Source organism: Staphylococcus sp. ZWU0021 (assembly GCF_000798895.1).
Taxonomy (GTDB): Bacteria; Bacillota; Bacilli; order Staphylococcales; family Staphylococcaceae; genus Staphylococcus; species Staphylococcus saprophyticus.
On sequence record NZ_JTLN01000005.1, the window covers coordinates 39,245 to 61,799 of the forward strand.

21 protein-coding genes and 1 riboswitch are annotated in these 22,555 nt (G+C 33.1%); of the genes, 5 read left to right on the forward strand and 16 right to left on the reverse strand.

The window, feature by feature from the left end:
• Positions 1 to 436: 436 nt before the first annotated feature.
• From L987_RS00835 to L987_RS00845, 3 genes are all read right to left on the reverse strand, one after another.
• Positions 437 to 1,096 (reverse strand): potassium channel family protein, encoded by a 660-nt coding sequence (locus L987_RS00835; RefSeq protein ID WP_011303422.1) that lies wholly within the window; start codon positions 1,094 to 1,096, stop codon positions 437 to 439.
• 94 nt (positions 1,097 to 1,190) lie between these two features.
• A complete protein-coding gene (locus L987_RS00840) occupies positions 1,191 to 2,207 on the reverse strand; it encodes a cytochrome d ubiquinol oxidase subunit II (protein ID WP_011303423.1) in 1,017 nt (338 codons plus the stop codon).
• Entirely contained in the window at positions 2,207 to 3,559 is a 1,353-nt protein-coding gene (locus L987_RS00845) for a cytochrome ubiquinol oxidase subunit I (RefSeq protein ID WP_047502454.1), read from the reverse strand. Before L987_RS00845 ends, L987_RS00840 begins: the two co-directional genes overlap by 1 nt.
• A 199-nt stretch (positions 3,560 to 3,758) precedes the next feature.
• On the opposite strand from L987_RS00845, the gene L987_RS00850 reads away from it, so the two are divergent.
• Positions 3,759 to 3,989, forward strand: a complete 231-nt coding sequence (locus tag L987_RS00850; RefSeq protein ID WP_002483686.1) for a glutaredoxin family protein — start codon at positions 3,759 to 3,761, stop codon at positions 3,987 to 3,989.
• Between the two features lie 301 nt (positions 3,990 to 4,290).
• Here the strand turns inward: L987_RS00850 and ptsP are convergent, their stop codons facing one another.
• From ptsP to auxA, 5 genes are all read right to left on the reverse strand, one after another.
• Positions 4,291 to 6,006: a phosphoenolpyruvate--protein phosphotransferase gene (gene ptsP / locus L987_RS00855; RefSeq protein WP_011303425.1), complete on the reverse strand. Its 1,716-nt coding sequence runs from the start codon at positions 6,004 to 6,006 to the stop codon at positions 4,291 to 4,293.
• 2 nt (positions 6,007 to 6,008) lie between these two features.
• On the reverse strand, positions 6,009 to 6,275 hold the full coding sequence (locus L987_RS00860) for a phosphocarrier protein HPr (protein WP_002483688.1): 267 nt from the start codon (positions 6,273 to 6,275) through the stop codon (positions 6,009 to 6,011).
• Positions 6,276 to 6,439: 164 nt separating this feature from the next.
• Positions 6,440 to 6,982, reverse strand: coding sequence for a hypothetical protein (locus L987_RS00865; RefSeq protein ID WP_002483689.1), 543 nt, complete (start codon positions 6,980 to 6,982; stop codon positions 6,440 to 6,442).
• Positions 6,983 to 7,040: 58 nt separating this feature from the next.
• Positions 7,041 to 8,210: a class I SAM-dependent rRNA methyltransferase gene (locus L987_RS00870; RefSeq protein ID WP_047502458.1), complete on the reverse strand. Its 1,170-nt coding sequence runs from the start codon at positions 8,208 to 8,210 to the stop codon at positions 7,041 to 7,043.
• A gap of 345 nt (positions 8,211 to 8,555) precedes the next feature.
• The gene (auxA, locus tag L987_RS00875; RefSeq protein WP_011303427.1) at positions 8,556 to 9,857 is read right to left on the reverse strand and encodes a lipoteichoic acid stability factor AuxA; all 1,302 of its coding nucleotides are present in this window, start codon (positions 9,855 to 9,857) and stop codon (positions 8,556 to 8,558) included.
• 300 nt (positions 9,858 to 10,157) lie between these two features.
• Here auxA and graF point away from each other — a divergent pair, with 300 nt between their 5' ends.
• From graF to L987_RS00890, 4 genes are all read left to right on the forward strand, one after another.
• On the forward strand, positions 10,158 to 10,292 hold the full coding sequence (gene graF, locus L987_RS13845; RefSeq protein ID WP_197050266.1) for a glycopeptide resistance-associated protein GraF: 135 nt from the start codon (positions 10,158 to 10,160) through the stop codon (positions 10,290 to 10,292).
• Positions 10,293 to 10,540: 248 nt separating this feature from the next.
• Positions 10,541 to 10,642: riboswitch (TPP riboswitch) on the forward strand.
• A gap of 86 nt (positions 10,643 to 10,728) precedes the next feature.
• A complete protein-coding gene (locus L987_RS00880; protein ID WP_037538842.1) occupies positions 10,729 to 11,304 on the forward strand; it encodes an ECF transporter S component in 576 nt (191 codons plus the stop codon).
• A 12-nt stretch (positions 11,305 to 11,316) separates the two neighbouring features.
• Positions 11,317 to 12,729, forward strand: coding sequence for an ABC transporter ATP-binding protein (locus L987_RS00885; RefSeq protein ID WP_047502894.1), 1,413 nt, complete (start codon positions 11,317 to 11,319; stop codon positions 12,727 to 12,729).
• A complete protein-coding gene (locus L987_RS00890; protein WP_011303430.1) occupies positions 12,722 to 13,528 on the forward strand; it encodes an energy-coupling factor transporter transmembrane component T family protein in 807 nt (268 codons plus the stop codon). Before L987_RS00885 ends, L987_RS00890 begins: the two co-directional genes overlap by 8 nt.
• 92 nt (positions 13,529 to 13,620) lie before the next feature.
• Here L987_RS00890 and purD read toward each other — a convergent pair whose 3' ends face one another.
• The 8 genes from purD to purS are packed head-to-tail and all read right to left on the reverse strand — an operon-like array spanning position 13,621 to position 22,553.
• Positions 13,621 to 14,865, reverse strand: coding sequence for a phosphoribosylamine--glycine ligase (purD, locus tag L987_RS00895; RefSeq protein WP_047502461.1), 1,245 nt, complete (start codon positions 14,863 to 14,865; stop codon positions 13,621 to 13,623).
• 24 nt (positions 14,866 to 14,889) lie between these two features.
• On the reverse strand, positions 14,890 to 16,368 hold the full coding sequence (purH, locus tag L987_RS00900) for a bifunctional phosphoribosylaminoimidazolecarboxamide formyltransferase/IMP cyclohydrolase (RefSeq protein ID WP_047502464.1): 1,479 nt from the start codon (positions 16,366 to 16,368) through the stop codon (positions 14,890 to 14,892).
• A gap of 15 nt (positions 16,369 to 16,383) precedes the next feature.
• The gene (purN, locus tag L987_RS00905) at positions 16,384 to 16,950 is read right to left on the reverse strand and encodes a phosphoribosylglycinamide formyltransferase (protein WP_011303433.1); all 567 of its coding nucleotides are present in this window, start codon (positions 16,948 to 16,950) and stop codon (positions 16,384 to 16,386) included.
• 2 nt (positions 16,951 to 16,952) lie between these two features.
• Positions 16,953 to 17,981 (reverse strand): phosphoribosylformylglycinamidine cyclo-ligase, encoded by a 1,029-nt coding sequence (gene purM, locus L987_RS00910; protein WP_011303434.1) that lies wholly within the window; start codon positions 17,979 to 17,981, stop codon positions 16,953 to 16,955.
• On the reverse strand, positions 17,974 to 19,461 hold the full coding sequence (gene purF, locus L987_RS00915) for an amidophosphoribosyltransferase (protein WP_011303435.1): 1,488 nt from the start codon (positions 19,459 to 19,461) through the stop codon (positions 17,974 to 17,976). The genes purM and purF overlap by 8 nt, the downstream gene beginning before the upstream one ends.
• Positions 19,440 to 21,629: a phosphoribosylformylglycinamidine synthase subunit PurL gene (gene purL / locus L987_RS00920; RefSeq protein WP_011303436.1), complete on the reverse strand. Its 2,190-nt coding sequence runs from the start codon at positions 21,627 to 21,629 to the stop codon at positions 19,440 to 19,442. Before purL ends, purF begins: the two co-directional genes overlap by 22 nt.
• Entirely contained in the window at positions 21,622 to 22,293 is a 672-nt protein-coding gene (gene purQ, locus L987_RS00925) for a phosphoribosylformylglycinamidine synthase subunit PurQ (protein WP_011303437.1), read from the reverse strand. Before purQ ends, purL begins: the two co-directional genes overlap by 8 nt.
• Positions 22,293 to 22,553: a phosphoribosylformylglycinamidine synthase subunit PurS gene (gene purS / locus L987_RS00930; protein ID WP_011303438.1), complete on the reverse strand. Its 261-nt coding sequence runs from the start codon at positions 22,551 to 22,553 to the stop codon at positions 22,293 to 22,295. Before purS ends, purQ begins: the two co-directional genes overlap by 1 nt.
• Between the last annotated feature and the right edge of the window lie 2 nt (positions 22,554 to 22,555).

The following is a 22,555-nucleotide window of genomic DNA, read 5'->3' on the forward strand; positions in this document are numbered from 1 at the left end:
TTATCAGTTGTTATTTCTTCTCTACTACCTTTAATAATCATAATTATATAAAATTGAGTAAATGAATCACTTTATGTATATAGGAGGATTATCATGTCGAAAACTTTGAGTCTGAATTTAGTCATCTTAATTATGCTCATCATTCTAATACTAGCGATGATTACTAATTTATTTGGTGCATTTTCTATATATTTAATAATAGTTCTTCCAATACTGATGTTAATCATTGGGTTATATGTTTTAATTACTAATGTAAAAAAGTACAATAGTAACAATAACTTTAACAACAAATTGTGATTAACAAAATAAGATAGTATCTCGCTAATTTACCACCTTTCATAAATGCAAAAAACGTCAATTTCTATACTATCTCAATAGAAATTGACGTTTATTTTTAATCAAAAATATTAATATTGCTGCCTCATTTTTAAATAAGTTATCTTACTACTTTTTTCTCAAAACGATTTAAATCATTATCGTGTCCAATCATGATTAAAATATCTCCTATTTCAATACTAATATTAGGATCTGGAGATACTAAAATGTCTCTACCTCTTTTAATCGCTATGATACTTATTCCATATTGCGCACGAATATCTAATTGAATTATAGTTTGACCAGCCATTTTTTCACTAGCTTTAATTTCTACTATAGAATGCTCATCTGCAAGTTCTAAATAATCAAGAACACTGGCACTTGCTACATTATGTGCGATTCTTCTCCCCATGTCTCTTTCTGGGTGTACTACCGTGTCAGCACCAATTTTATTTAAAATTTTAGCGTGATAATCATTTTGAGCTTTTGCTGTAACTTTTTTCACACCTAATTCTTTTAAGATTAATGTTGTTAAGGTACTCGATTGAATATTTTCACCAATTGCAACGATCACATGATCAAAATTTCTCATGCCCAGACTCTTCATAACTGCCTCGTCTGTAGTGTCAGCAACTACAGCATGTGTTGCAATATCACTATATTCATTCACACGTGCTTCATTCATATCAATTGCCATTACATCCATATCAAGCGCATTTAATTCTCTTACAATACTACCGCCAAATCGGCCTAAACCAATTACAACATACTCTTTATCCATGTGTGTCCTCCAATTTAAAAATCGTGGCATGACCATTCTAAACAACACCACATAAGTATTATTTAGAACAATCATAACCACATTTGAAAATCTTCTATTTTTTGCCTTCCACATATTTTTTGTCGAAAACAAATAATCTTAATATTAATATTAACGATGGAATCAGTAAAAGTAAACCTAAAATAAAAGCAATGATTAACGCAATTGCCATACTACTATTTACTACGTGTTCATTTATACGAATGAACGGATAAAGTAAATATGGTAATTTACTTGCACCATATCCGAAAAATGCAAATCCCATTTGTAAAATGACTAATATAAATGCGTAACCATGTCCTTTTTTCATTAATGTTAAGACCATTGCACCAATAAAACAAATAAAGCTTAACAAGAATATCCACCAATAATTAGATACTGCATTGATGAAGTGTGCTTCATTTTGTAAACGCAATGATAAAAATACAAATAATGAAATTGCTATCATTGGTGGGCCCCAAATTAAGAACCAATATCTTAATAAGTTATACGCTGGTTTATCTTTTGCTTTCGAAGCATAATATGTTAAGAAACCTGAAGATATATACAGAACTGAGATAATCGCTAAGAATACGACTGACCAAGAGTATGGACTTAATAATAACTCTGTCCAATTTAAATCCAAATTATTTTCTGTTCCAGTGATATATCCACCTTCTGAAATCGTTAATGTCGTAGCAAGTGATGCTGGTATTAATAAACCAGCGATACCATACATTGCTAACCAAACTAATTTACTATCTGGGCCATAATTTTCAAAGGCATAAAATGCACCTCTAATAGACAGTAATATTAAAGCGATAGAGGCTGGCAATAGTAACACTGTTCCAAAATACATTGCAGTGTCAGGGAAAAAACCTACCACACCAACAAAGAAGAATACAAAGAAAACATTTGTCACTTCCCAAACTGGGTTTAAATAACGTGCTATTAAATGATTTATTTTCTTATCTTGCTTTGTAATTTTGGCATGTAATGTAAAGAAACCTGCACCAAAATCTATGGATGCAATAATGATGTAACAGAATAAGAAAATCCAAAGTACGGAAATGCCAATATATGCGAATATCATTATGCATCACCTCTTTCTGAAGCTAGTGCTTCAACTTCTTTATAAGCTGGTTTCTCTTTAAACATACGAATTAATACATAAGCAGAGGTAACCATTAACACAAGGTATAACAAGCCGAATAGAATTGTAACTAGGGTTAATCCTCCTGCTTGTGTCGCAGCATCTGCTACTTTAAGATAACCACGAACAATCCATGGCTGACGACCTTGCTCTGTTAAGAACCAACCAAACTCGATTGCTAGCATAGCCGCTGGACCAGTCAATAGTGCACCATATAACATAGGTTTTGAATGTGTAAATTTCCGCAGTTTTTTAAATATAAGTGTAAGTACATATGCACCGGAAACGACTAAACAAAATACCCCCATCGAAACCATGAGATCAAAGTAATAATGTACAATCATTGGTGGTTGTAAATCTTTTGGAAATTCATCCAGACCTTTAACTTCTGTATTAGTATTATTATCAGCTAAAAAGCTAAGGAGACCAGGAATTTTAATTGCGCCATTTACTTCTTGCGTTTTTTCATCTAAGGAACCAAATAAAACTAAATCTGCATGTGATTCCGTATCAAAGTGCCATTCATAAGCTGCTAATTTCTCTGGTTGCTCTTGATGTAAGAACTTAGCAGATAAGTCACCTGCTAACATAGATCCTAATGTAAAAACAACACCTAAGATCATAGTTAGTTTTAGTGCTTTTTTATGATATTCTGTATCTTTTTTAAATTTATTTTTGAGTAATTTGAAAGCAGCGATAGCCGCTAATACAAACGCCATTGTCATAAGTGCAGTTGCAACCACATGGAATGATCTAATTAAAAACGAATCATTAAACATTGCTGCTAATGGTTCTACATTAACCATTTTGCCATTTTTCATTTCAAATCCAGCAGGTGTATTCATAAATGAGTTAACGGCAGTAATAAAGAACGCCGAGAATGATCCACCAAGGATAACTGGTATACTAATTAAAAAGTGCGTCCATTTTCCTTTAAAACGATCCCATGTATATAGATATATACTCAAGAATATCGCTTCAAAGAAGAAAGCAAATGTTTCCATAAATAATGGTAATGCTATAACATGTCCACCCATTTGCATAAATGTTGGCCATAGTAATGACAACTGTAGACCTATAATTGTACCTGTCACGACACCTACAGCTACTGTTATCGTATAACCTTTGGACCATCTTTTGGCTAATGTTGTGTATAGTGGATTATTTTTCTTAATACCAATAAATTCGGCAACAGCGAACATGACTGGCATCCCCACACCAATTGTTGCAAAAATTATATGCACTGCGAGTGTCATCGCAGTTAAAAACCGTGCTAATTCAACTGAATCCATAATATCACCTTTTTTATTTATTTGTGACAAAAATCACAACGTCTTTCCATTATAAACCGGTGTACATATTTTTTAAATTTATTTCTCTCAAAATAAAGTGACAAATTAATGTCTAATTTCATACAATTTAAAAGACTTGAAATATATTCTAAAGTCTCTTATATTATAGTAAATTGAATAAAGAAAGGATAAACCGATTATGAACGAGATTATCATATACACACAAAATGATTGTCCACCTTGTACTTTCATCAAAAACTACTTAGCTGACAATGATGTCGCATATCGTGAAAAAAATATCAGTAATACACAATATAGAAATGAAATGATTGATTATGATGCATTTGCAACACCTTTTATTTTATTAAATGGTGAACCAATGCACCAAATTGACATGGATAAAATAAATAGCACATTAAATATTAAATAAGCGATGCATTCTCAAAGTTAACAATTTAATTATGTTGTAAAGTTAATTAAGTACTAATTATAAAGTAACGTATTTTGTAACTTTTTACAAAATTAAAAATTAATCATTCGTGTTTCTTTAGCCATTTCTAAATAGAATTTATTAATATTAAACACTCTATGCAAACCCTCCAGCCTTTAAATTCACTTTCCAAACATAAAAAACGCCAATTTCTATTTAATTACAATAGAAATCGGCGTTTTTAGTTAATCTCAGATGTTTATATCCAAGACATATCTTTATTTTTTAATAAGTACTCATTTTATTTAGCGTATTGATTTACTAAATCTTGAACTTCTTCAGAAGTAGCACAATCAATTGCTCTTTGAGCTAATTCTTCCATTTCATTTTGACTTAAACCTTTGATTTGACGACGTGCTTTAAGTACTGAGGTAGCACTCATTGAGAACTCATCTAATCCTAAGCCTAATAACAATGGAATTGCAATTTCATCGCCAGCCATTTCTCCACACATACCAGTCCATTTACCTTCTTTATGAGAAGCTTCTATTACTTGTTTTACTAAACGTAATATTGAAGGATTATATGGTTGATACAAGTAAGAAACACGTTCTGACATTCTATCAGCAGCCATTGTATATTGAATTAAATCATTCGTTCCTATACTGAAGAAATCAACTTCTTTAGCAAATACATCTGCCAACGCAGCAGTAGAAGGAATTTCTACCATAATACCAAGTTCGATATCATCAGAAACTTCAATGCCTTCATTTGTTAAGTTATCTTTTTCTTCAAGTAACAATGCTTTAGCATCACGGAACTCTTGGATTGTAGCTACCATAGGGAACATGATATTCAATTTACCAAAAGCAGATGCACGTAATAATGCACGCAACTGTGGTCTGAAAATATCAGGTTGATCTAGGCATAAACGGATAGCACGGTAACCTAAGAAAGGATTCATTTCTTCAGGTAAATTCAGATAAGGTAGTTCTTTATCTCCACCAATATCTAAAGTACGTACAACAACGCGTTTATCTTCCATCGTTTCTAATACTTTTTTATAAGCTTCGAACTGCTCATCTTCAGTTGGCATTTCGTCTCTACCCATATATAAAAATTCAGTACGGTATAATCCAATGCCCTCTGCACCATTTTCAATTACACCTTTTAAATCATTCGGTGTACCGATATTGGCAGTAAGTTCAGCGTGTCTACCATCAATTGTAGTTGTCTCTTCATCGCGTAATTTTTGTAATTCTTGCTTGTCTTCAAAGAAACGTTCACGCTTGTTTTGATAAGCAATGACTTCATCTTCAGTAGGATCAATGATGACTTCACCTGTTAAACCGTCAACAATAATCATGTCACCTTGTTTAACTTCTTGAGTAATAGATTTAGTACCTACAACTGCAGCAATTTCTAATGAGCGACTCATAATTGCTGAATGTGAAGTTCTACCACCTATATTAGTTACAAATCCTTGTACAAATTCTTTATTTAATTGAGCAGTATCTGAAGGTGTTAAATCGTTACCGATTATAACAACGCTTTCATCAATCATACTAGGATTTGGTAATTCTACACCTAAAATATGTGCTAACACACGTTTTGAAACATCGCGGATATCAGCAGCACGTTCTTTCATATATTCATTATCCATTGATTCAAAAATAGTAATGAATTGTCCAGTTACATCAGATAATGCAGTTGGTGCGTTAACTTGTTCATTCTTAATTTTTTCTTCGATTGGTTGAATTAATTCAGGATCATCTAAAACAAGTAAATGCGCATCAAAAATTGCTGCTTTATCAGCACCTAAATTTTGTTCAGCATTATTTCTAATTTTAGTTAATTCAACTTTGGATGTTTGAATAGCATTATTGAACTTTGCAATCTCAGCATCTACATCTGACACTTTTTCGCTATCAAATGATAAATCTGGTTCAACTAATAAGTATGCTTTAGCTATAGCTACACCGTCAGATGCAGCTATACCATTTATATAATTAGACATAATTATTTAGTTAATCCTTCTTTAGATAAAATGTCAGTGATTGCTTCAATTGCATCTTTTTCATCGCTACCGTCAGCGTAGATTGTAATTTCAGCATCTTTACCTACACCTAAACTCATAACACCCATGATTGATTTCAAGTTAACTTTTTTACCGTTATATTCTAATTGAATATCAGAATCAAATTTTGAGGCAGTTTGAACAAGCATTGTCGCTGGACGAGCGTGAATACCTGTTTCGTCGATAATTACATATGATTTTTGTTCCATAAAATGATTTCTCCTTCGTATAGTTAGAATCGTTGGTTTATTATAAAACCTAGCATAGTTTTATATAATAACATTACCAAATTATTATTATAAATTCAATTCGTTGCACCCATGACATGACAATATTCAGAGAATTTTAGCTAATTTGTGAAAACGCTATAGTTTTAAACAAGTTCTTTCACAACTTTTTCACATTTTTGAATATGTTCATCTCCAATTTTTTTCATAAAGTAATAACTAATTGATGCTGAAATAGCCTGCCCCACAACCGGGAACCATTTCGTTTGTTTCGCAGCTACACGTTTTGCAACATCTCTAACGACAACTTTTAATATCGCATTCGATATTTTTTTACCTATAAATTGACTACCTTGAATCGCCGCGGCAGCTAAGACACGCTCTTTCATATCATCGCCCATGTTATTCACTTGTTTATGATCTAATCCATAAATTTTATTAACATCTTCAATAATATCTCTCATCAATTTAATATCGACACCAAAATCTAAACCGGGTATTGGCACAATACTGATACTTGATGATAAAACAGATTTTTTTCTAACTAGTGCCTGTGCACGTTTACGTCGTTCTTCAATTTCTATATTTGTGGTAGGTATATTACTTTTTTGTTTGATATCTTCAATTTTTAATACTTTATTACCAACTTTTTGTGTAACATTATTTGTGATTTTATTTTTAAAACCCATTTTATTCACTCCTTAGTAAATTACTTCGTATTAAAAAGAATACCCTTTTTTCATAATTTTACTTTATTTTTACAAAAACAGCCTTTAAATATTTAGAAGGTTTATAGTGTGGATGTGTTTTGAAATCTTTTGGCAAGCCCATTACTTCTACAATTTCATAATCTACTTCTTCTTCTGTTAATGTTTGATTGATTACATTTTTGAATGATTTCAAAGAAAACGTACTATTATTTGTGCATAACAGTAATGTACCGTCAGGCCCTAATATTTCAAGTGCACCTTTAATTAATTTATCGTAATCTTTTAATACGGAAAAAGTTTTTTTCTTGTTTCTAGCAAAACTTGGTGGATCAATAACAATCGTATCGTAAAACAAGTCATGACGACGCGCATAATTAAAGTAATCAAAAGTATCCATTACATAAATATATTGTGACTTAGGATCAATACCATTCAAGCCAAAATTTTCTTCTGTAAGTGCACGTGATCGGTTTGCTAAATCTACGCTTGTTGTCATTGTTGCGTTTTCGGCAGCTATAACAGAAAATGCACCCGTATAACTAAATACATTTAATATTTCTTTATCTTCAGCATAATGATCTTTTAATTTTTTTCGTACTTCTTTTTGATCTAAAAATATGCCTGTCATAGGTCCATCATTTAAATCTACATTATAGAATGTGAAATTTTCTTCAATAATAATTGGAAACTCAGGTGCTTCACCATCAACAAATCCACCTTGAATTTCTGCGTCTTTAAATCTCATTTTTTCAAATATAGACGTATATTCGAATACATTTTCTAACGCTGATAATACATTATAACGGAATTTATAAATGCCTTTTGAATACCATTGGATTAAGAAATGACCATCATAGTTATCTATGGTTAAACCACCTATACCATCGCCTTCACCATTAAAAACACGAAAAGCATTCGTCCCATCAATATTATAGAAATATTCACGTTCAGCTTTGGCATTTTTAAATAATGTTTCAAAAAATTGTGTGTTAATGACTTCATCTTTGTCATAGCTCAATACCCAGCCAACGCCTTTATGCTGTCTACCAACATAAGCAGTAGCTATATATTGATCTCTATCGTTCATTAAATAAAATAGGTCCCCCTCTTTTAAATGATCGTGTGCATAAATATCTTCTTCATCTACTAATGGGTATTCATTTAAATATTTCGTTTCTTTTCCTCTATTTAACGTGGCAATTTTCATAAATTTATGTCAGCCTTTCTACTTTTATTTATATTTATTATTTGCTTATTCATTTTATCATCTCATTAACATCGTAACATCAATTATCTACAATTCACCAAAATATTATATCTGAAACTTCATAAGTATTTTTATAGAAATTTAATTTTTCAATAAAGATTGGGTCGCCTCACCTTATCAAATATAGTGAATGACATCAGCCGATGCTCATGAATAAGTGCGACTAATCCACATAAAATGTGAAAGAAATTCTATTTAGAAGTTGTGTTTTACCTTTACTTTCAAATAAAAAAAGCCTGAGACAATGCCATGTCCCAGACTTCTTCCTTGTTTCTATTAAAGTAATTAATATTTAGTTGGTTCACGTAACTTCATAACAAATGCTACAAATATAGCCAATAGCATAATGATTAAAATTGGTGTGATAAAGATGGATAATAATAATCCGTGAACCATAATGTTCATAAACTCAGTCAGTAATTTGAAGAATAATAAACTGACCATAAACATTTGCAGATAATAGAACCTATCTTTTAAGAAATTCGTTAATGTTGTCAATATATAAATAATGATAATAATCATTAAAAAGAATAGCGTAATCCATTCTATCACATATTGTGTTTGGGAAATTTCCCAATTACCTGAAACAAAAAGTGAATTCCTATTGTTAAATTCAATTAAAGTAAAGAATAATAAGATGGCTCCACAGAACAACTCTACATATGCAGGTTTAATCCATTTAGGTTTTTTCATCCAATTTGGAATATCATCCTCTTGAATATCGATAATTTCTTTCCATTTAGCAATAAATTTATCTTTTTTATCTCTAGCTTTTTGAATATCAACACTTCTGCGCGTTTTACGTGTAAATTCTGTTGTTTTATCTTGTAGTGTCTTCCATGTTTCTTTCGTTTGATTTGTTACTGATCCTTTGTTAGTTCTTGATAATTCTGGTTCTTCTTCCCCAAGTTCTTGTTTTGTTAAAGGAAGTGATCTTCTTAAAAATAAGAAGTTCCAAATAGACATTTGTCCAAGTAACCACATGATAATAAAGAATGTGTTAACACTCAAAATATCAATAGGAATGATTTCATCGCTTTCAATTCTTCCGTATAAAACAATTTGCGTTATTAAGTAACTTATCCCATAACTGAAAATAATCCATAAATAATGATATTTTCTATGTTCTGTATTTAACTCGTCCTTATAAACGATATAACCAATATGAATTGCAAATGGTATTACGAAAATAATAGCAAAAAAGCTATAAACTTGAGTCATCAATATCAGTGTTATGATGAAAAAAAGAATACCAATAACTAAAAAGAATACTGAAATATCATAGTCATATCTTGTCGTTCTATATAAAGTAAAGCCAATCATAATGACACCAATACCAAATAAAGCAATAATGATGGCACTAATTATCGGGAAATTACCTATGTAATTACTCATTACTCTAATTATTTCACTAAAAAATGCATTTATAAAATCCCATACATTATGAATGTGCAAATCAATTTTACCTTTACCATTTAATTTATTAATTAATGGTAAATTAATTAAAATGATAAGACCTGTGAAAAGCGAAACGATGCCTATAACATAACTATATAATATCTCAGCGTGTTTCTTCAAAAAAGACATACCATTCACCTCAAAAGTTATTATATATGAACATTTAGTTCTTGTCTTTAATTATCTAATAAATAAGTCCATAGTATGATATAAAATGACTTATAGTCAAATTCCCACTTACAATTCATGTTTAAACAATTTTATAAATTTAACTTATTAAGTACATTATCGATGCATTATTTACATTATCCATTAATTAACATTAATCTCATATCAAACTATTGTAATTATATTGAAGTGTTTATATTTTATTCAATTGTGGTATATACTAAATATAGATAATCATAACTATGAAGGAGTGCTTTAATTATGAGTAAAGAAGAATTAAATAAAGAAGCAGCTGAAAAAGCTAAAAAAGCAGAGGATAAATTAAAAAAAGAAAAAGAATCTGCAAAAGATAACACTGAAGAAACTAAACAAAATATTCAAGATACTTTAGACTAGTATAGATACTTGGTATTAATAGTAATTCAATATAAATGTAAATCCGATATGGGAGTGCGACATCAAATCTTATCGAAATGAGGTTTGTGTCCATTCCTATTTTTAAGGGTTTTATAACATGATTACATGTAATAAACTTAAATAACAACGTTTGTCCTTAAAATAATCACTCTATTAACCAACAATTTCTAGCATAACCTTGACATAAACGACGAAAAGTCATACATTATAATTAAATTTAAATAAATCATTCGCACTAGGGGTGTTTTGTGACTGAGATGAGGTATACCCTCAAACCCTTTGAACCTGATCTAGATTAAACTAGCGTAGGAAAGTGTATTGCGATATCACTGAGTAACTTTGGTATCCGTATGCCTATATAAAAACGCGCAACTTTCTAGAAGGTTGTGCGTTTTTTATATTAGGAGGAACAATGATGTCAAAAGGTTTAAAACTATCCGAAATACTTGTAACTGTGCTTATCGCAGTTGTTTTCGCTATTATTTATAATGTTTGGAATTTTGTCTATAAAGCTGTACAGGTAACTGGACTTCATTTTGAAGAACTCACTTATGGTGCCTGGTTTATGGCAGCAGTCGTAGCTTATCTCATAATTCCAAAAGCCGGTATTGCTGTGCTTGCAGAATTTGCTGCAGGTGCTGGTGAAACAATTGTAATGGGTCGTTTTGATATTGCAACGATGGTCTATGCATTATTACAAGGTTTAGCTTGCGAAATTATATTTGCTATTTTTCGATATAAATCACGTTCAGCAATGGTTGCGATGCTAGCAGGATTTTTAGCTTCAGTTGCAACACTACCTTTAGATTTTGCCTATGGTTATCTAGGAGAAGTCGCGGGTTGGAATCTTGCTTTATACATCATATTTAGATTAATTAGCGGTATTATCGTTGCCGGTCTCTTATCTTATTATATTGTTAAAGCACTTGACCAAACTGGTGTAACAAAATTATTCAGACCAGCAACCCAGAGTGATTATGACAATCTATAAGGAGTAATAATGTTGATAGCTACTAAAAATTTACGCTTGAAATATCCAAATGGTCAAAAAAAAATATTCGACAATTTGTCTATTCAAATAAAAGATAAAGAAAAGGTATTATTATTAGGTCCTTCTGGTTCAGGTAAAAGTACTTTATTAAACGTACTTAGTGGCATTGTGCCAAACTTGATAGATTTGCTGTTAAAATATGATGCATTAGAAGTCGATCCTTCAAGTGGTGTCATATTCCAAGATCCAGATACTCAATTTTGTATGCCTAAAGTTTATGAAGAACTTGCATTTGTACTAGAAAATCAACAAGTTCCTCGGGAAGAAATGGATCATCGTATTGAGGAAGCACTAATGACAGTTGGATTAAACGTGGACAAAAATCAATATATTAATGAATTAAGTGGCGGCATGAAACAAAAACTTGCGATTGCTGAGACAATTTTACAACAAGCAACGACACTATTTTTAGATGAACCTACCGCGATGTTAGATGTAGAGTCAACTGCTGATTTATGGCAAAAAATTCAATCATTGTGGCGAGACCAAACTGTACTTATAGTAGAACACAAAGTCGAACATATATGGCAACATGTCGATCGTGTCGTTTTAATGAATTATGATGGTGCCATCATTGCAGATGCCCCACCTTCTCAAATTTTAAATTATTATGAAGCGCTATTAACTGAATATGGTGTTTGGCATCCAAAAGCTTGGCATTCTGCACCAAAAGCACTAAATTTTTCAGATTCTGATTCATCTCATTTTAATTTCCAAATTCAAGATGCAGTTATTAAACGTGGAAAGCAGCAACTCATTAACATTCCTAAGTTAAATGTCAATGCGGGAGAATGGATATCCATTACCGGGTCCAATGGTTCAGGTAAAACTTCACTGCTCGAATCAATGATGCAATTAATTAAATATGAAGGTCAGATGTACATCAATCATCATATTTACACTAAAATTAAATCTGCAGCAAAATCTATGTATCTTGTGTATCAAAATCCCGAATTACAATTTATAACAAATTCTGTATACGACGAAATTCATATACAAAACAAAAACAAATTTAATTCAACGGATGAAGCTAAACAGCAAACTGAATCATTATTAAAAACGCTTAACTTAACATCAGTACAAATACAACACCCTTATGAATTATCTATGGGACAAAAACGACGCTTAAGTGTTGCCATTGCTTTAAGTGCTTCTTCTGATTTAATTTTACTTGACGAACCTACATTTGGACTTGATAGTCACAATACATTTAACCTAATTAAGCTGTTTCAACAGAGAATTAAACAAGGACAAACCATTATCATGGTTACACATGACCCAGAAATTATTGCACGTTACCCAACTCGAAGACTACATCTCGAACATCACCATTTAATAGAAAAGACAGGTGATACGTATGTTTGATATGTGGAAAAAACACCATTCCTTTATCGATGATGTAAATATCATTACTAAATTAGGGATTGCTGTTATATTATTCTTCTTTGTCATATTTGTTCATCAATTCGATTATATGTTTTATATTACGTGCTTAATGCTTGCTCTATTATTAATATTCAATGGCTTGCAATTTAAAATTACCTTAGTATTTATCACTTTTACGATACTTTTCAGTTTAGTGTCCGCATTATTCATGATTTTTTATGGTGATGGGACGCACTTACTATTCAAATTTGGGTTTATACAAATAACAACTGAAAGTTTGTATCGTGGCTTACATTTAGCGATGCGTACAACAACGGTTTCATTTTTTGGAATCTTAATTGCTTTTACTTCACAAATCGTTCTTGTATTTTATAGTTTAATGCAACATTTAAAAGTAAAACCCAAAGTAGCATATGCCTTTATGGCGGCAATACGCATGGTGCCATTAATGTTTATGTCTTTTTTACAATTAAGAAAATCATTAAAAATACGTTATCAATTAATAAGTGCCCAAAATTATCGAGGTATAAAAAGAGTCAAGCACCTCATCATTCCGTTATTAAGTCAAAACATCAGGAAGGCACATCAGCTTTCAGTAGCAATGGAAAAAAAAGGCTTCAAAGATGGGCCTCGAACATATTATTATCCTGCACCTTTCTCGTATAAAGATATTCTGTTAATTATAGTTATGGGACTCATATTAATAAGTGCCTATTACTTATCACTATATTTCCCAATAACTGGAATCGACGATGTCCGTATAACAAGTATTTATTAAAAAAGTTCAACTAACTTTTCGAAATCATTTTTATCCAAAAAAATAAAAGCGATGGAACAAAACCTAAACCAGTTTGTTCCATCGCTTTTTTGCTATTTTTGTTTTATCGCTTTGTCACTGATGTCAGAACGATAAAATAATGCATTACTTTGAATTTGGTCAACCGCTTCATAAGCATTAGCTTTAGCTTCACTAATGTCGCTACCTTCGCCTAAAGCGAGAATAACACGACCTCCTGAAGTTACGTAATGTTGATCAACTTTATTTAAACCACTTACAAAGTATCTTCCATCTAATGTAAACCCTGAAACGACCTCACCTTTATTATAAGTACCTGGATAGCCTTTAGACGCAAGCATAACCCCTACAACCGCATCTTTTTTCCACTTAAATTGAATCGGTTGCTTCGCCTCTAAATCTAAAATGTGTTGCATCAAATCACTTTCCATTCGAGTCAACAACACTTGCGCTTCTGGATCTCCAAACCTTGCATTAAACTCAATCACCTTAGGACCATCTTTTGTTATAATTGCGCCTATATATAGCACACCAAAAAATGAATAGCCCTCTTTCGCCATTGCTTGTGCAATTGGCTGAGCAATTTCTTTATTTGTACGTTCTATCATACCCTTATCAATATGAGGTACCGGACAGTATGCTCCCATACCACCAGTATTAGGACCTTCATCATTGTCAAACGCACGTTTATGATCTTGCGCAATACAATCAAATGGCACAGCATAATCTTGATTAACAAATGTCATAAGTGAAAATTCCTCGCCTTCAAGAAATTGTTCAAATACAACTGTGCCATTTTCTTCAGAATATAAAATGTCTATTCCTTCACGTGCTTCATCGATATTATTAGCAATAATAACACCTTTACCTGCGGCTAATCCATCTTTTTTCAGTACAATTGGAAATTCACATGTGTCAATATAGGCTAATGCATCTGTTTTGTTATTTGTTTCTTTGTAAGCTGCAGTTGGAATGTCATACTTTTCCATGAGTTGTTTTGCAAATAATTTTGAACCTTCAATTTGTGCTGCAGCTTCATTTGGACCAAATACTTTTATATTTTCTGTTTGCAATTTATCGGTTAATCCTTCGGTTAATGGCTGTTCAGGTCCAATAATTACCCATGAAACATTCTGTGTCTTAGCAAAATCTACAATTTTTTCATGATTCGCTTCATCTATATCTGTATGTACTGTCGCTATATTTTTCATAGCGTCATTGCCTGGTATCACATGAATTTCATTAATAAGTGGAGACTGTTTTAATTTAAATGCTAATACATGCTCTCTACCACCTGCACCAATTACGAGTACTTTCATAAGCTACATTTCCTCCAATATTAATTAATGTTTAAAATGTCTTACGCCTGTTGTAACCATTGCAATACCATGTTTATTTGCCATATCAATAGATTCTTGATCTTTGATAGAACCACCTGGTTGAATAATTGCTTTAATACCAGAATTTGCAGCTAATTCTACCGTGTCATCCATAGGGAAGAAACCATCTGAAACCATAGCAACGTCATCGTTTATTTCAATCGCTCTTTCAATTGCAATTTGAGCAGAACCTACTCTATTCATTTGACCTGCACCAATACCCACTGTTTGTTTTGCATTACTTAAGATAACAGCATTACTTTTAACTGATGCAACAACTTTCCATCCAAGAAGCATAGCATCCCATTGCGCTTCTGTTGGCTCAACTTCTGTAACGACTGTCATGTCTTCTCTATTTAATTTGACATTATCTTTATCTTGTACAAGATAACCTCCTGATACAGAGACAAGTTCTTGTTCACTATTATCAATTGTCATATCAATCTCTAAAAGCCTAATATTTTTCTTTTTACCTAACACTTCTAGAGCTTCTTGTGTAAATTTTGGTGCAATAACAACTTCTAAAAAGATACCATGCAATACTTCTGCCAATGATTTTTCTACAGTTCTATTCAAAGCAACAATACCACCAAAAATAGACTGATTATCTGCATCGAAAGCATGTTTATATGCCTCATCAATTGTTTCAGCAACGCCCACGCCACATGGATTCATATGCTTAACAGCAACAGCAGCAGGTTGTTCAAATTGTTTCACCAATGATAACGCTGCATCCGCATCTTTGATATTGTTATAGCTTAATTGCTTGCCATGTAATTGTTTGGCACCTGCTAAAGTATGTTTGGCATCAGATGTTCTAACAAAATAAGCTGATTGTTGTGGATTTTCACCATAACGTAAACTTTCCTTATTATCTTTAAAATAGTCTACAATCGCTGCGTCATATTCATTTGTATGTTCAAATACTTTAATCATAAGTGATTTGCGATAAGCTTCATTTAATGTGCCATTTTTCAATTTATCAATCACTTCATTATAATCAGCAGGATGTACAACGGTGATAACATGTTTGAAGTTCTTTGCTGCAGCACGCAGCATCGTTGGTCCACCGATATCAATGTTTTCAATTGCATCTTCTTCTGTCACATTAGGGTTTGCAACCGTTTCTTTAAATGGATATAAATTGACAACTACCATATCTATTAAATCAATACCTTGTGCTTGCAGTTGTTCTAAATGTTCAGGTTTATCTCTATCAGCTAAAATACCGCCGTGTACAGATGGATGTAATGTTTTAACTCTGCCATCCATAATTTCTTCAAACTCTGTCAACTCTGAAATCGACTTCACAGGTAACCCGGCATTGGCTAATTCACGCATTGTTCCGCCCGTTGAATATAATTCATAATTTTGCTCTATTAATGATTGACCAAAGGTTACAATACCTGCTTTATTAGACACACTTAATATTGCTTTCTTCATTTAAATTAGCACCTCTTATTGAATGATTTTTGATATGACTTCTGGATATAATTCATGCTCTATTGCTTTAATTCTTTCTTCAAGATCAGATTTATTATCGTCCGGATAAATATCACATTGACGTTGTTCAATAATTTCTCCCGTATCCATACCACTGTCAACATAATGTACTGTTGAACCAGTTATTGTATCGCCACTTGCTAGCGCTTGTCCTATAGCATCTTTCCCTTTATATTTTGGTAATAATGAAGGGTGAATATTTAAAATGCGTTTATCATAAGCTCTTAAAATATTTTCACCTATTAATTTCATATAGCCAGCTAGAACAATCCACTCTACTTTTTCAGACGTTAACCATTCTATAATTTTACGTTCATAATCCGCTTTAGAATCAAAATTTTTCAATTCATTAATATGAACATCTAAATGATATTTGCGCGCGCGTTCAATACAATATGCATTTACTTGATCTGTATAAAGTGAGGTTACTTCAATATTTGGTAGTTCCCCTTGTTTGATTTTAGACATAATACTTTCAAAATTACTTCCAGAACCAGAAGCAAATATAGCTATTTTGGTCAATTTTATACCCCCGTTAATTGGATTGGTTCGTTGCCTTTAACAGTTTCACCAATTTTATATGCCTTGATATTTTGACCATTAAGTATTTCTAATGTTGATTCAACTTGGTTATTATCAACGACTAAAGTAAAGCCAATACCCATGTTAAAAATGTTATACATTTCATCAGTTGAGATGTTTCCTTGTTCTTGTAACCAATCAAATATAGCTGGCGTAGGAAATTGCGTGACATCAATCTTGGCTGTTATCCCCTCAGGTAAGGCTCTAGGTATATTTTCATAAAAACCGCCCCCTGTAATATGGGTCATGGCATATATCTTAATAGATGATTTAACAGCTAACACGGGTTTTACATATAAACGTGTGGGTTTCAAAAAAGCATCTAAAAATGTCTGTTCTTGATTGAATGGTTCACTTAATTTAATACCTGATTGTTGTATTAATTTTCTAACTAAACTATAACCATTGGAATGTATGCCACTAGATTCAAGACCTATAATTGCTTGTCCAGGTTCAACAGATGAGCCATCAATATAGTCATCCTTTTCTACTGCACCTACTGCGAAGCCTGCTAAATCATATTCACCCTCGTGATACATTTCTCCCATTTCAGCTGTTTCTCCACCGATTAAAGCTGTATTGGTCTCTTCACAGCCATCACTTACCCCTTTGACAATTTGCTCAATGACTTCAGGAACGACTTTATTAGTTGCAATATAATCTAAAAAGTAAAGTGGTTCTGCACCTGTAGTTAAAATATCATTGACACACATTGCGACAGCATCTATACCAATCGTGTCATGTTTATCGTTATCGATGGCTAATTTTAATTTTGTACCTACACCATCTGTACCTGATACAAGTAAAGGTGCTTTCATATTTAACTGTGACAAATCAAATGTAGCACCAAAGCCACCCAATCCACCAAGTACTTCTTTGCGCATTGTTCTTTGGACATGACTTGTCATTCGTTCTACCGCTTCATACCCTGCATTAATATCGACGCCTGCTTGTTGATATGCTTTAGACATTTAAATTACCCTCTCTATCAAAGTATTGTTGATGATTTGCTAAGTACGCTTTTTGACGTTCACTTAAATGCGCTACATAATCTTGCTCATAATCATATAAACCTGCAGGATAATCACCTGTGAAACTTTCAACACAAAGTCCACTATAAGGCGCATCGCAATCAAGTCCAATAGAATCAATTAGACCTTCGACTGTTAAATAAGCCAGTGAATCTGCTCCAATATAATCACTAATCTCCTCGGGCGATTTATTTGATGAAATAAGCTCTGCCGTTGTTGAAACATCTATGCCATAAAAACTTGGAAACATAAACTCAGGAGAAGCAATGCGTACATGAACTTCCTTAGCGCCTGCGTCTTTCAACATTTGTACTATACGTTTACTCGTAGTACCTCTGACAATCGAATCATCTACTAAGACAATATTTTTATCATAGACAATATCTTTTACAGCAGATAATTTTACGCGGACGCCTTGTTCACGTAATTCTTGTGTCGGTTGAATAAATGTTCTTGCAACATATTGATTTTTAACAAGACCCATTTCATACGGCAGTCTACTCTCTTCGGCATAACCAGATGCTGCTGAAAGTGAAGAATTAGGTACACCAATAACCATGTCCGCATTTGATGCTGGACTTTCTTTCGCTAATTGCTTACCAGACTGTTTTCTAACAGCATGAACATTTTTACCGGCAATGGTTGAATCAGGTCTAGCAAAGTAAATATACTCCATAGCTGAAATAGCCGTCGTTGTATGACGCGTATAAGATTCGACTCTGATCCCATCATCATTGATGACTACATATTCTCCAGCATGAATATCTCTTACAAATTCAGCACCTAGGACATCGATTGCACATGTTTCACTGGCAATAATATATGAACCATTTTTCATTTTACCAACAGCTAATGGTCGAATCGCATTAGGGTCAACTGCACCATATAAAGCGTCTTTAGTTAGTACCGCAAAAGTAAATCCGCCTTTTATTTTTCTTAAACTTTCTTGAAAAGCATCTTCAAATGTAGGTGCTTTACTTCTGCGTATCAAGTGCATGATAACTTCAGTATCTGAAGAAGAGTGAAAAATAGAGCCTTGATGTTCTAAAGATTTTTTTAGACTTTGCGCATTGATAAGATTACCATTATGACAAACTGCAACACTCATATCATAAAAATGATATAAAAACGGTTGAATATTCTCTATACCTTTATTCCCGGATGTTGCGTATCTCACATGCCCAATTGCATGTTGATATGTTTTAAATGATTCCATTTGTGTATCTGATATCGCATCTGTCAATAAACCTAAACCACGTTCACCTTTAAGCACTTCACCATTTGAACAAACGATTCCAGCACCTTCTTGACCACGATGTTGCAAACTGTGTAGTCCCATATAGGTTAATTGAGCAGATTCCGGATGATTCCATATGCCAAACACGCCACATTCTTCATTTAATCCGTTGCTGTCATACATTGAGGTATAGCTCCTTCCCATAAATCATTTAAATGTTTTACATCACGCACAATTTCGCTCTGTTCATTTGTCACTTTAAATTGTTGATCATTAGTCACTTTACCAATCTCAACAGCATAATCGCAGTTTAATGATTGACCATTTTTTACGATTACAATATAACGTCCTTGTGTTTCACTAAACAGTTGCGCATTCGTAACACTTAGTTTCGCCTGTAAACCAAGTTGGTAATGTGCACTGATACGAGCTAAAGTAAGCAATAAGCCACCTTTACCTACTGTTTGCACATGTGAAGCTACCCCTTCTCGAATTGCTTGTTTTATCGATTCACCTTTACGAACTTCTTGCGATAAATCAATGGATTCAAATTCATGATTCACTTGACCATACAACAATTTCTCTATTTGACTACCACCGAAATCATCATTTGTATCACCAACAACATATAATGTATCTCCTACAGAAGGATTAAAATGATTAAGATAACTTATGTCATCGATGAGACCAACCATACCTACTACAGGTGTTGGGAATATAGATGTTTCTCTCGTTTCGTTATATAAAGACACATTACCCGAAACGACAGGTGTGCTTAAAACCTCACATGCTTCTGCCATACCTTTTGTTGAATCTGCTAATTGTTGATATATTTCTTTCTTCTCAGGTGAGCCATAATTTAAACAATCCGTCATAGCTAAAGGCGTTGCACCTACAGAAATTAAATTTCTATACGCTTCGGCAACAACTATCTTTCCACCTTCATATGGATTGTTAAATACATAGCGGGCTTCTCCATCAATCGTTGACGCAATAGCTTTATCAGTTCCTTCAACGCGCACAACAGAGGCTTGTAATCCTGGCTTAACTATCGTATTAGCACCTACTTGTTGATCATATTGTTCGTATAAATAACGCTTCGAAGCTATAGTTGGGTGTTGTAATAATTGATCAAATACGGATTCAACATCTACACTGCTATAGTCATTTTTAGTTTCATTGTATTCTGGCGACGTACCTTCAAGTACATAAACTGGCGCTTCATCAGATAAAGGTTGAACTGGAATATCGGCAAATACTTCATCTTCATAAGTTAATACGAAACGATCCGTGTCAGTTACTTCTCCAATTACTGCACTGTCTAACTCATGTTTATCAAAGAGGTCTAAGAATTTTTGTTCTGTTCCCTTTTCTACAACAAGCAACATACGTTCTTGAGTTTCAGATAACATCATTTCATACGGTGAAATACCTTGTTCTCTTGTAGGGACTTGTTCTAAACGTAAATGTAAGCCACTACCACCTTTAGCTGCCATTTCTGAGGATGATGATGTTAGTCCTGCAGCCCCCATGTCTTGGATACCAACGAGTTCATCAAATGTGATGGCTTCTAGCGTGGCTTCCATTAATTTTTTACCTACAAATGGATCACCAATTTGAACAGATGGTCGTTTGCTTTCACTATCTTCACTTAATTCTTCAGAAGCAAAAGTCGCACCATGAATACCATCACGGCCAGTTTTTAAACCAACATAAATAACAGAGTTTCCAACGCCTTTAGCCGTCCCTTTTTGAACCATGTCGTGATCAATAATGCCTACACACATCGCATTGACGAGTGGGTTGCCATCATATCGATCATCAAACTCTATTTCTCCAGCAGTTGTAGGAATTCCTATACAGTTACCATAGCCACCTATACCTGCAACAACGCCACGTAAAAGTCGACGGTTTTGTTTTTCTGTCAATTCACCAAACCTTAGACTATTCAATAAATTAATTGGACGTGCACCAATAGAAACAATATCTCTAATAATGCCTCCCACACCAGTAGCTGCGCCTTGGTATGGTTCAACTGCAGAAGGGTGATTGTGTGACTCAACCTTGAACACAACCGCTTGGTTATCACCAATATCAACAACGCCTGCGCCTTCTCCTGGGCCCATTAAAACATGTTCACCTGAAGTTGGAAATTGTGTTAAAAAGGGTTTGGAATGTTTATAAGAACAGTGTTCACTCCACATAACTGAGAAAATACCAATCTCCGTAAAGTTAGGTTCACGACCTAAAATATCACAAACCTTTGCGTATTCTTCATCACTTAATCCCATATCCTTGTACAGTTGTTCAATTTTAATATCTTCAGAACTTGGTTCAATAAATTTAGACATTTTGTTCCCTCCAACTATTTACCATTGCTTGAAATAATTTTACGCCGCTATCTGTACCAAGAATTGGTTCAATAGCACGTTCCGGATGAGGCATCATACCACACACATTGCCCTGTTCATTGATAATACCTGCGATATCATTAAAAGAACCATTCGGATTATTGACATATTTTAATATAATTTGATTATTTGCCTCTAAACGATCATACATATCTTGAGTACAATAATAATGTCCTTCACCATGCGCAACAGGATAAACTACAGTTTCATCCTCATTATATAAATTTGTGAATGCCGTATTATGATTTACCACACGCAATGATTCATTTCGACTCACGAATAAATGAGAATCATTATGTAGTAAAGCACCTGGAAGTAAACCAATTTCAGTTAGAATTTGAAACCCATTACACACACCAAGTACCGGTTTACCTTCTTTCGCAAATTGTTTTACTGCTTCTGTAATTGGTGCAACACTTGCCATTGCCCCAGAACGTAAATAATCACCAAAAGAAAAACCACCTGGTATCAGTACACCATCAAAACCGTCCAACGATGTATTTCTATAATCTACATATTCTGCTTCTACATCTGATTTCAATGCAGCATTATACATGTCTCTGTCGCAATTTGATCCTGGAAATTTCAGCACTGCAAATTTCATTATGCCTTCTCTCCTTCTTCCAATACTTTATAGCTATATTCTTCAATAACAGTATTAGCAAAAAGTTTTTCACTTAACGTAGTTACAACATTATGAACTGCTTCGTCAGTTGCTTCATCAACAGTCATATAGAGTACTTTACCAACTCTGATATCATTGACTTGCTTATATCCTAAATCATGTACAGCTCGATTTAATGCTTGTCCTTGTGTATCTAATACTTGTGGTTGTAATGTAATATGCAATTCAATTGTTTTCATTG

What these genes read in the sequence shown, in the direction of transcription:
- L987_RS00835 (WP_011303422.1), bottom strand. Translation starts at nt 1,096, where the DNA reads ATGGATAAAGAGTATGTTGTAATTGGTTTAGGCCGATTTGGCGGTAGT.
- L987_RS00840 (WP_011303423.1), bottom strand. Translation starts at nt 2,207, where the DNA reads ATGATATTCGCATATATTGGCATTTCCGTACTTTGGATTTTCTTATTC.
- L987_RS00845 (WP_047502454.1), bottom strand. Translation starts at nt 3,559, where the DNA reads ATGGATTCAGTTGAATTAGCACGGTTTTTAACTGCGATGACACTCGCA.
- L987_RS00850 (WP_002483686.1), top strand. Translation starts at nt 3,759, where the DNA reads ATGAACGAGATTATCATATACACACAAAATGATTGTCCACCTTGTACT.
- ptsP (WP_011303425.1), bottom strand. Translation starts at nt 6,006, where the DNA reads ATGTCTAATTATATAAATGGTATAGCTGCATCTGACGGTGTAGCTATA.
- L987_RS00860 (WP_002483688.1), bottom strand. Translation starts at nt 6,275, where the DNA reads ATGGAACAAAAATCATATGTAATTATCGACGAAACAGGTATTCACGCT.
- L987_RS00865 (WP_002483689.1), bottom strand. Translation starts at nt 6,982, where the DNA reads ATGGGTTTTAAAAATAAAATCACAAATAATGTTACACAAAAAGTTGGT.
- L987_RS00870 (WP_047502458.1), bottom strand. Translation starts at nt 8,210, where the DNA reads ATGAAAATTGCCACGTTAAATAGAGGAAAAGAAACGAAATATTTAAAT.
- auxA (WP_011303427.1), bottom strand. Translation starts at nt 9,857, where the DNA reads ATGTCTTTTTTGAAGAAACACGCTGAGATATTATATAGTTATGTTATA.
- graF (WP_197050266.1), top strand. Translation starts at nt 10,158, where the DNA reads ATGAGTAAAGAAGAATTAAATAAAGAAGCAGCTGAAAAAGCTAAAAAA.
- L987_RS00880 (WP_037538842.1), top strand. Translation starts at nt 10,729, where the DNA reads ATGTCAAAAGGTTTAAAACTATCCGAAATACTTGTAACTGTGCTTATC.
- L987_RS00890 (WP_011303430.1), top strand. Translation starts at nt 12,722, where the DNA reads ATGTTTGATATGTGGAAAAAACACCATTCCTTTATCGATGATGTAAAT.
- purD (WP_047502461.1), bottom strand. Translation starts at nt 14,865, where the DNA reads ATGAAAGTACTCGTAATTGGTGCAGGTGGTAGAGAGCATGTATTAGCA.
- purH (WP_047502464.1), bottom strand. Translation starts at nt 16,368, where the DNA reads ATGAAGAAAGCAATATTAAGTGTGTCTAATAAAGCAGGTATTGTAACC.
- purM (WP_011303434.1), bottom strand. Translation starts at nt 17,981, where the DNA reads ATGTCTAAAGCATATCAACAAGCAGGCGTCGATATTAATGCAGGGTAT.
- purF (WP_011303435.1), bottom strand. Translation starts at nt 19,461, where the DNA reads ATGTATGACAGCAACGGATTAAATGAAGAATGTGGCGTGTTTGGCATA.
- purL (WP_011303436.1), bottom strand. Translation starts at nt 21,629, where the DNA reads ATGTCTAAATTTATTGAACCAAGTTCTGAAGATATTAAAATTGAACAA.
- purQ (WP_011303437.1), bottom strand. Translation starts at nt 22,293, where the DNA reads ATGAAATTTGCAGTGCTGAAATTTCCAGGATCAAATTGCGACAGAGAC.
- purS (WP_011303438.1), bottom strand. Translation starts at nt 22,553, where the DNA reads ATGAAAACAATTGAATTGCATATTACATTACAACCACAAGTATTAGAT.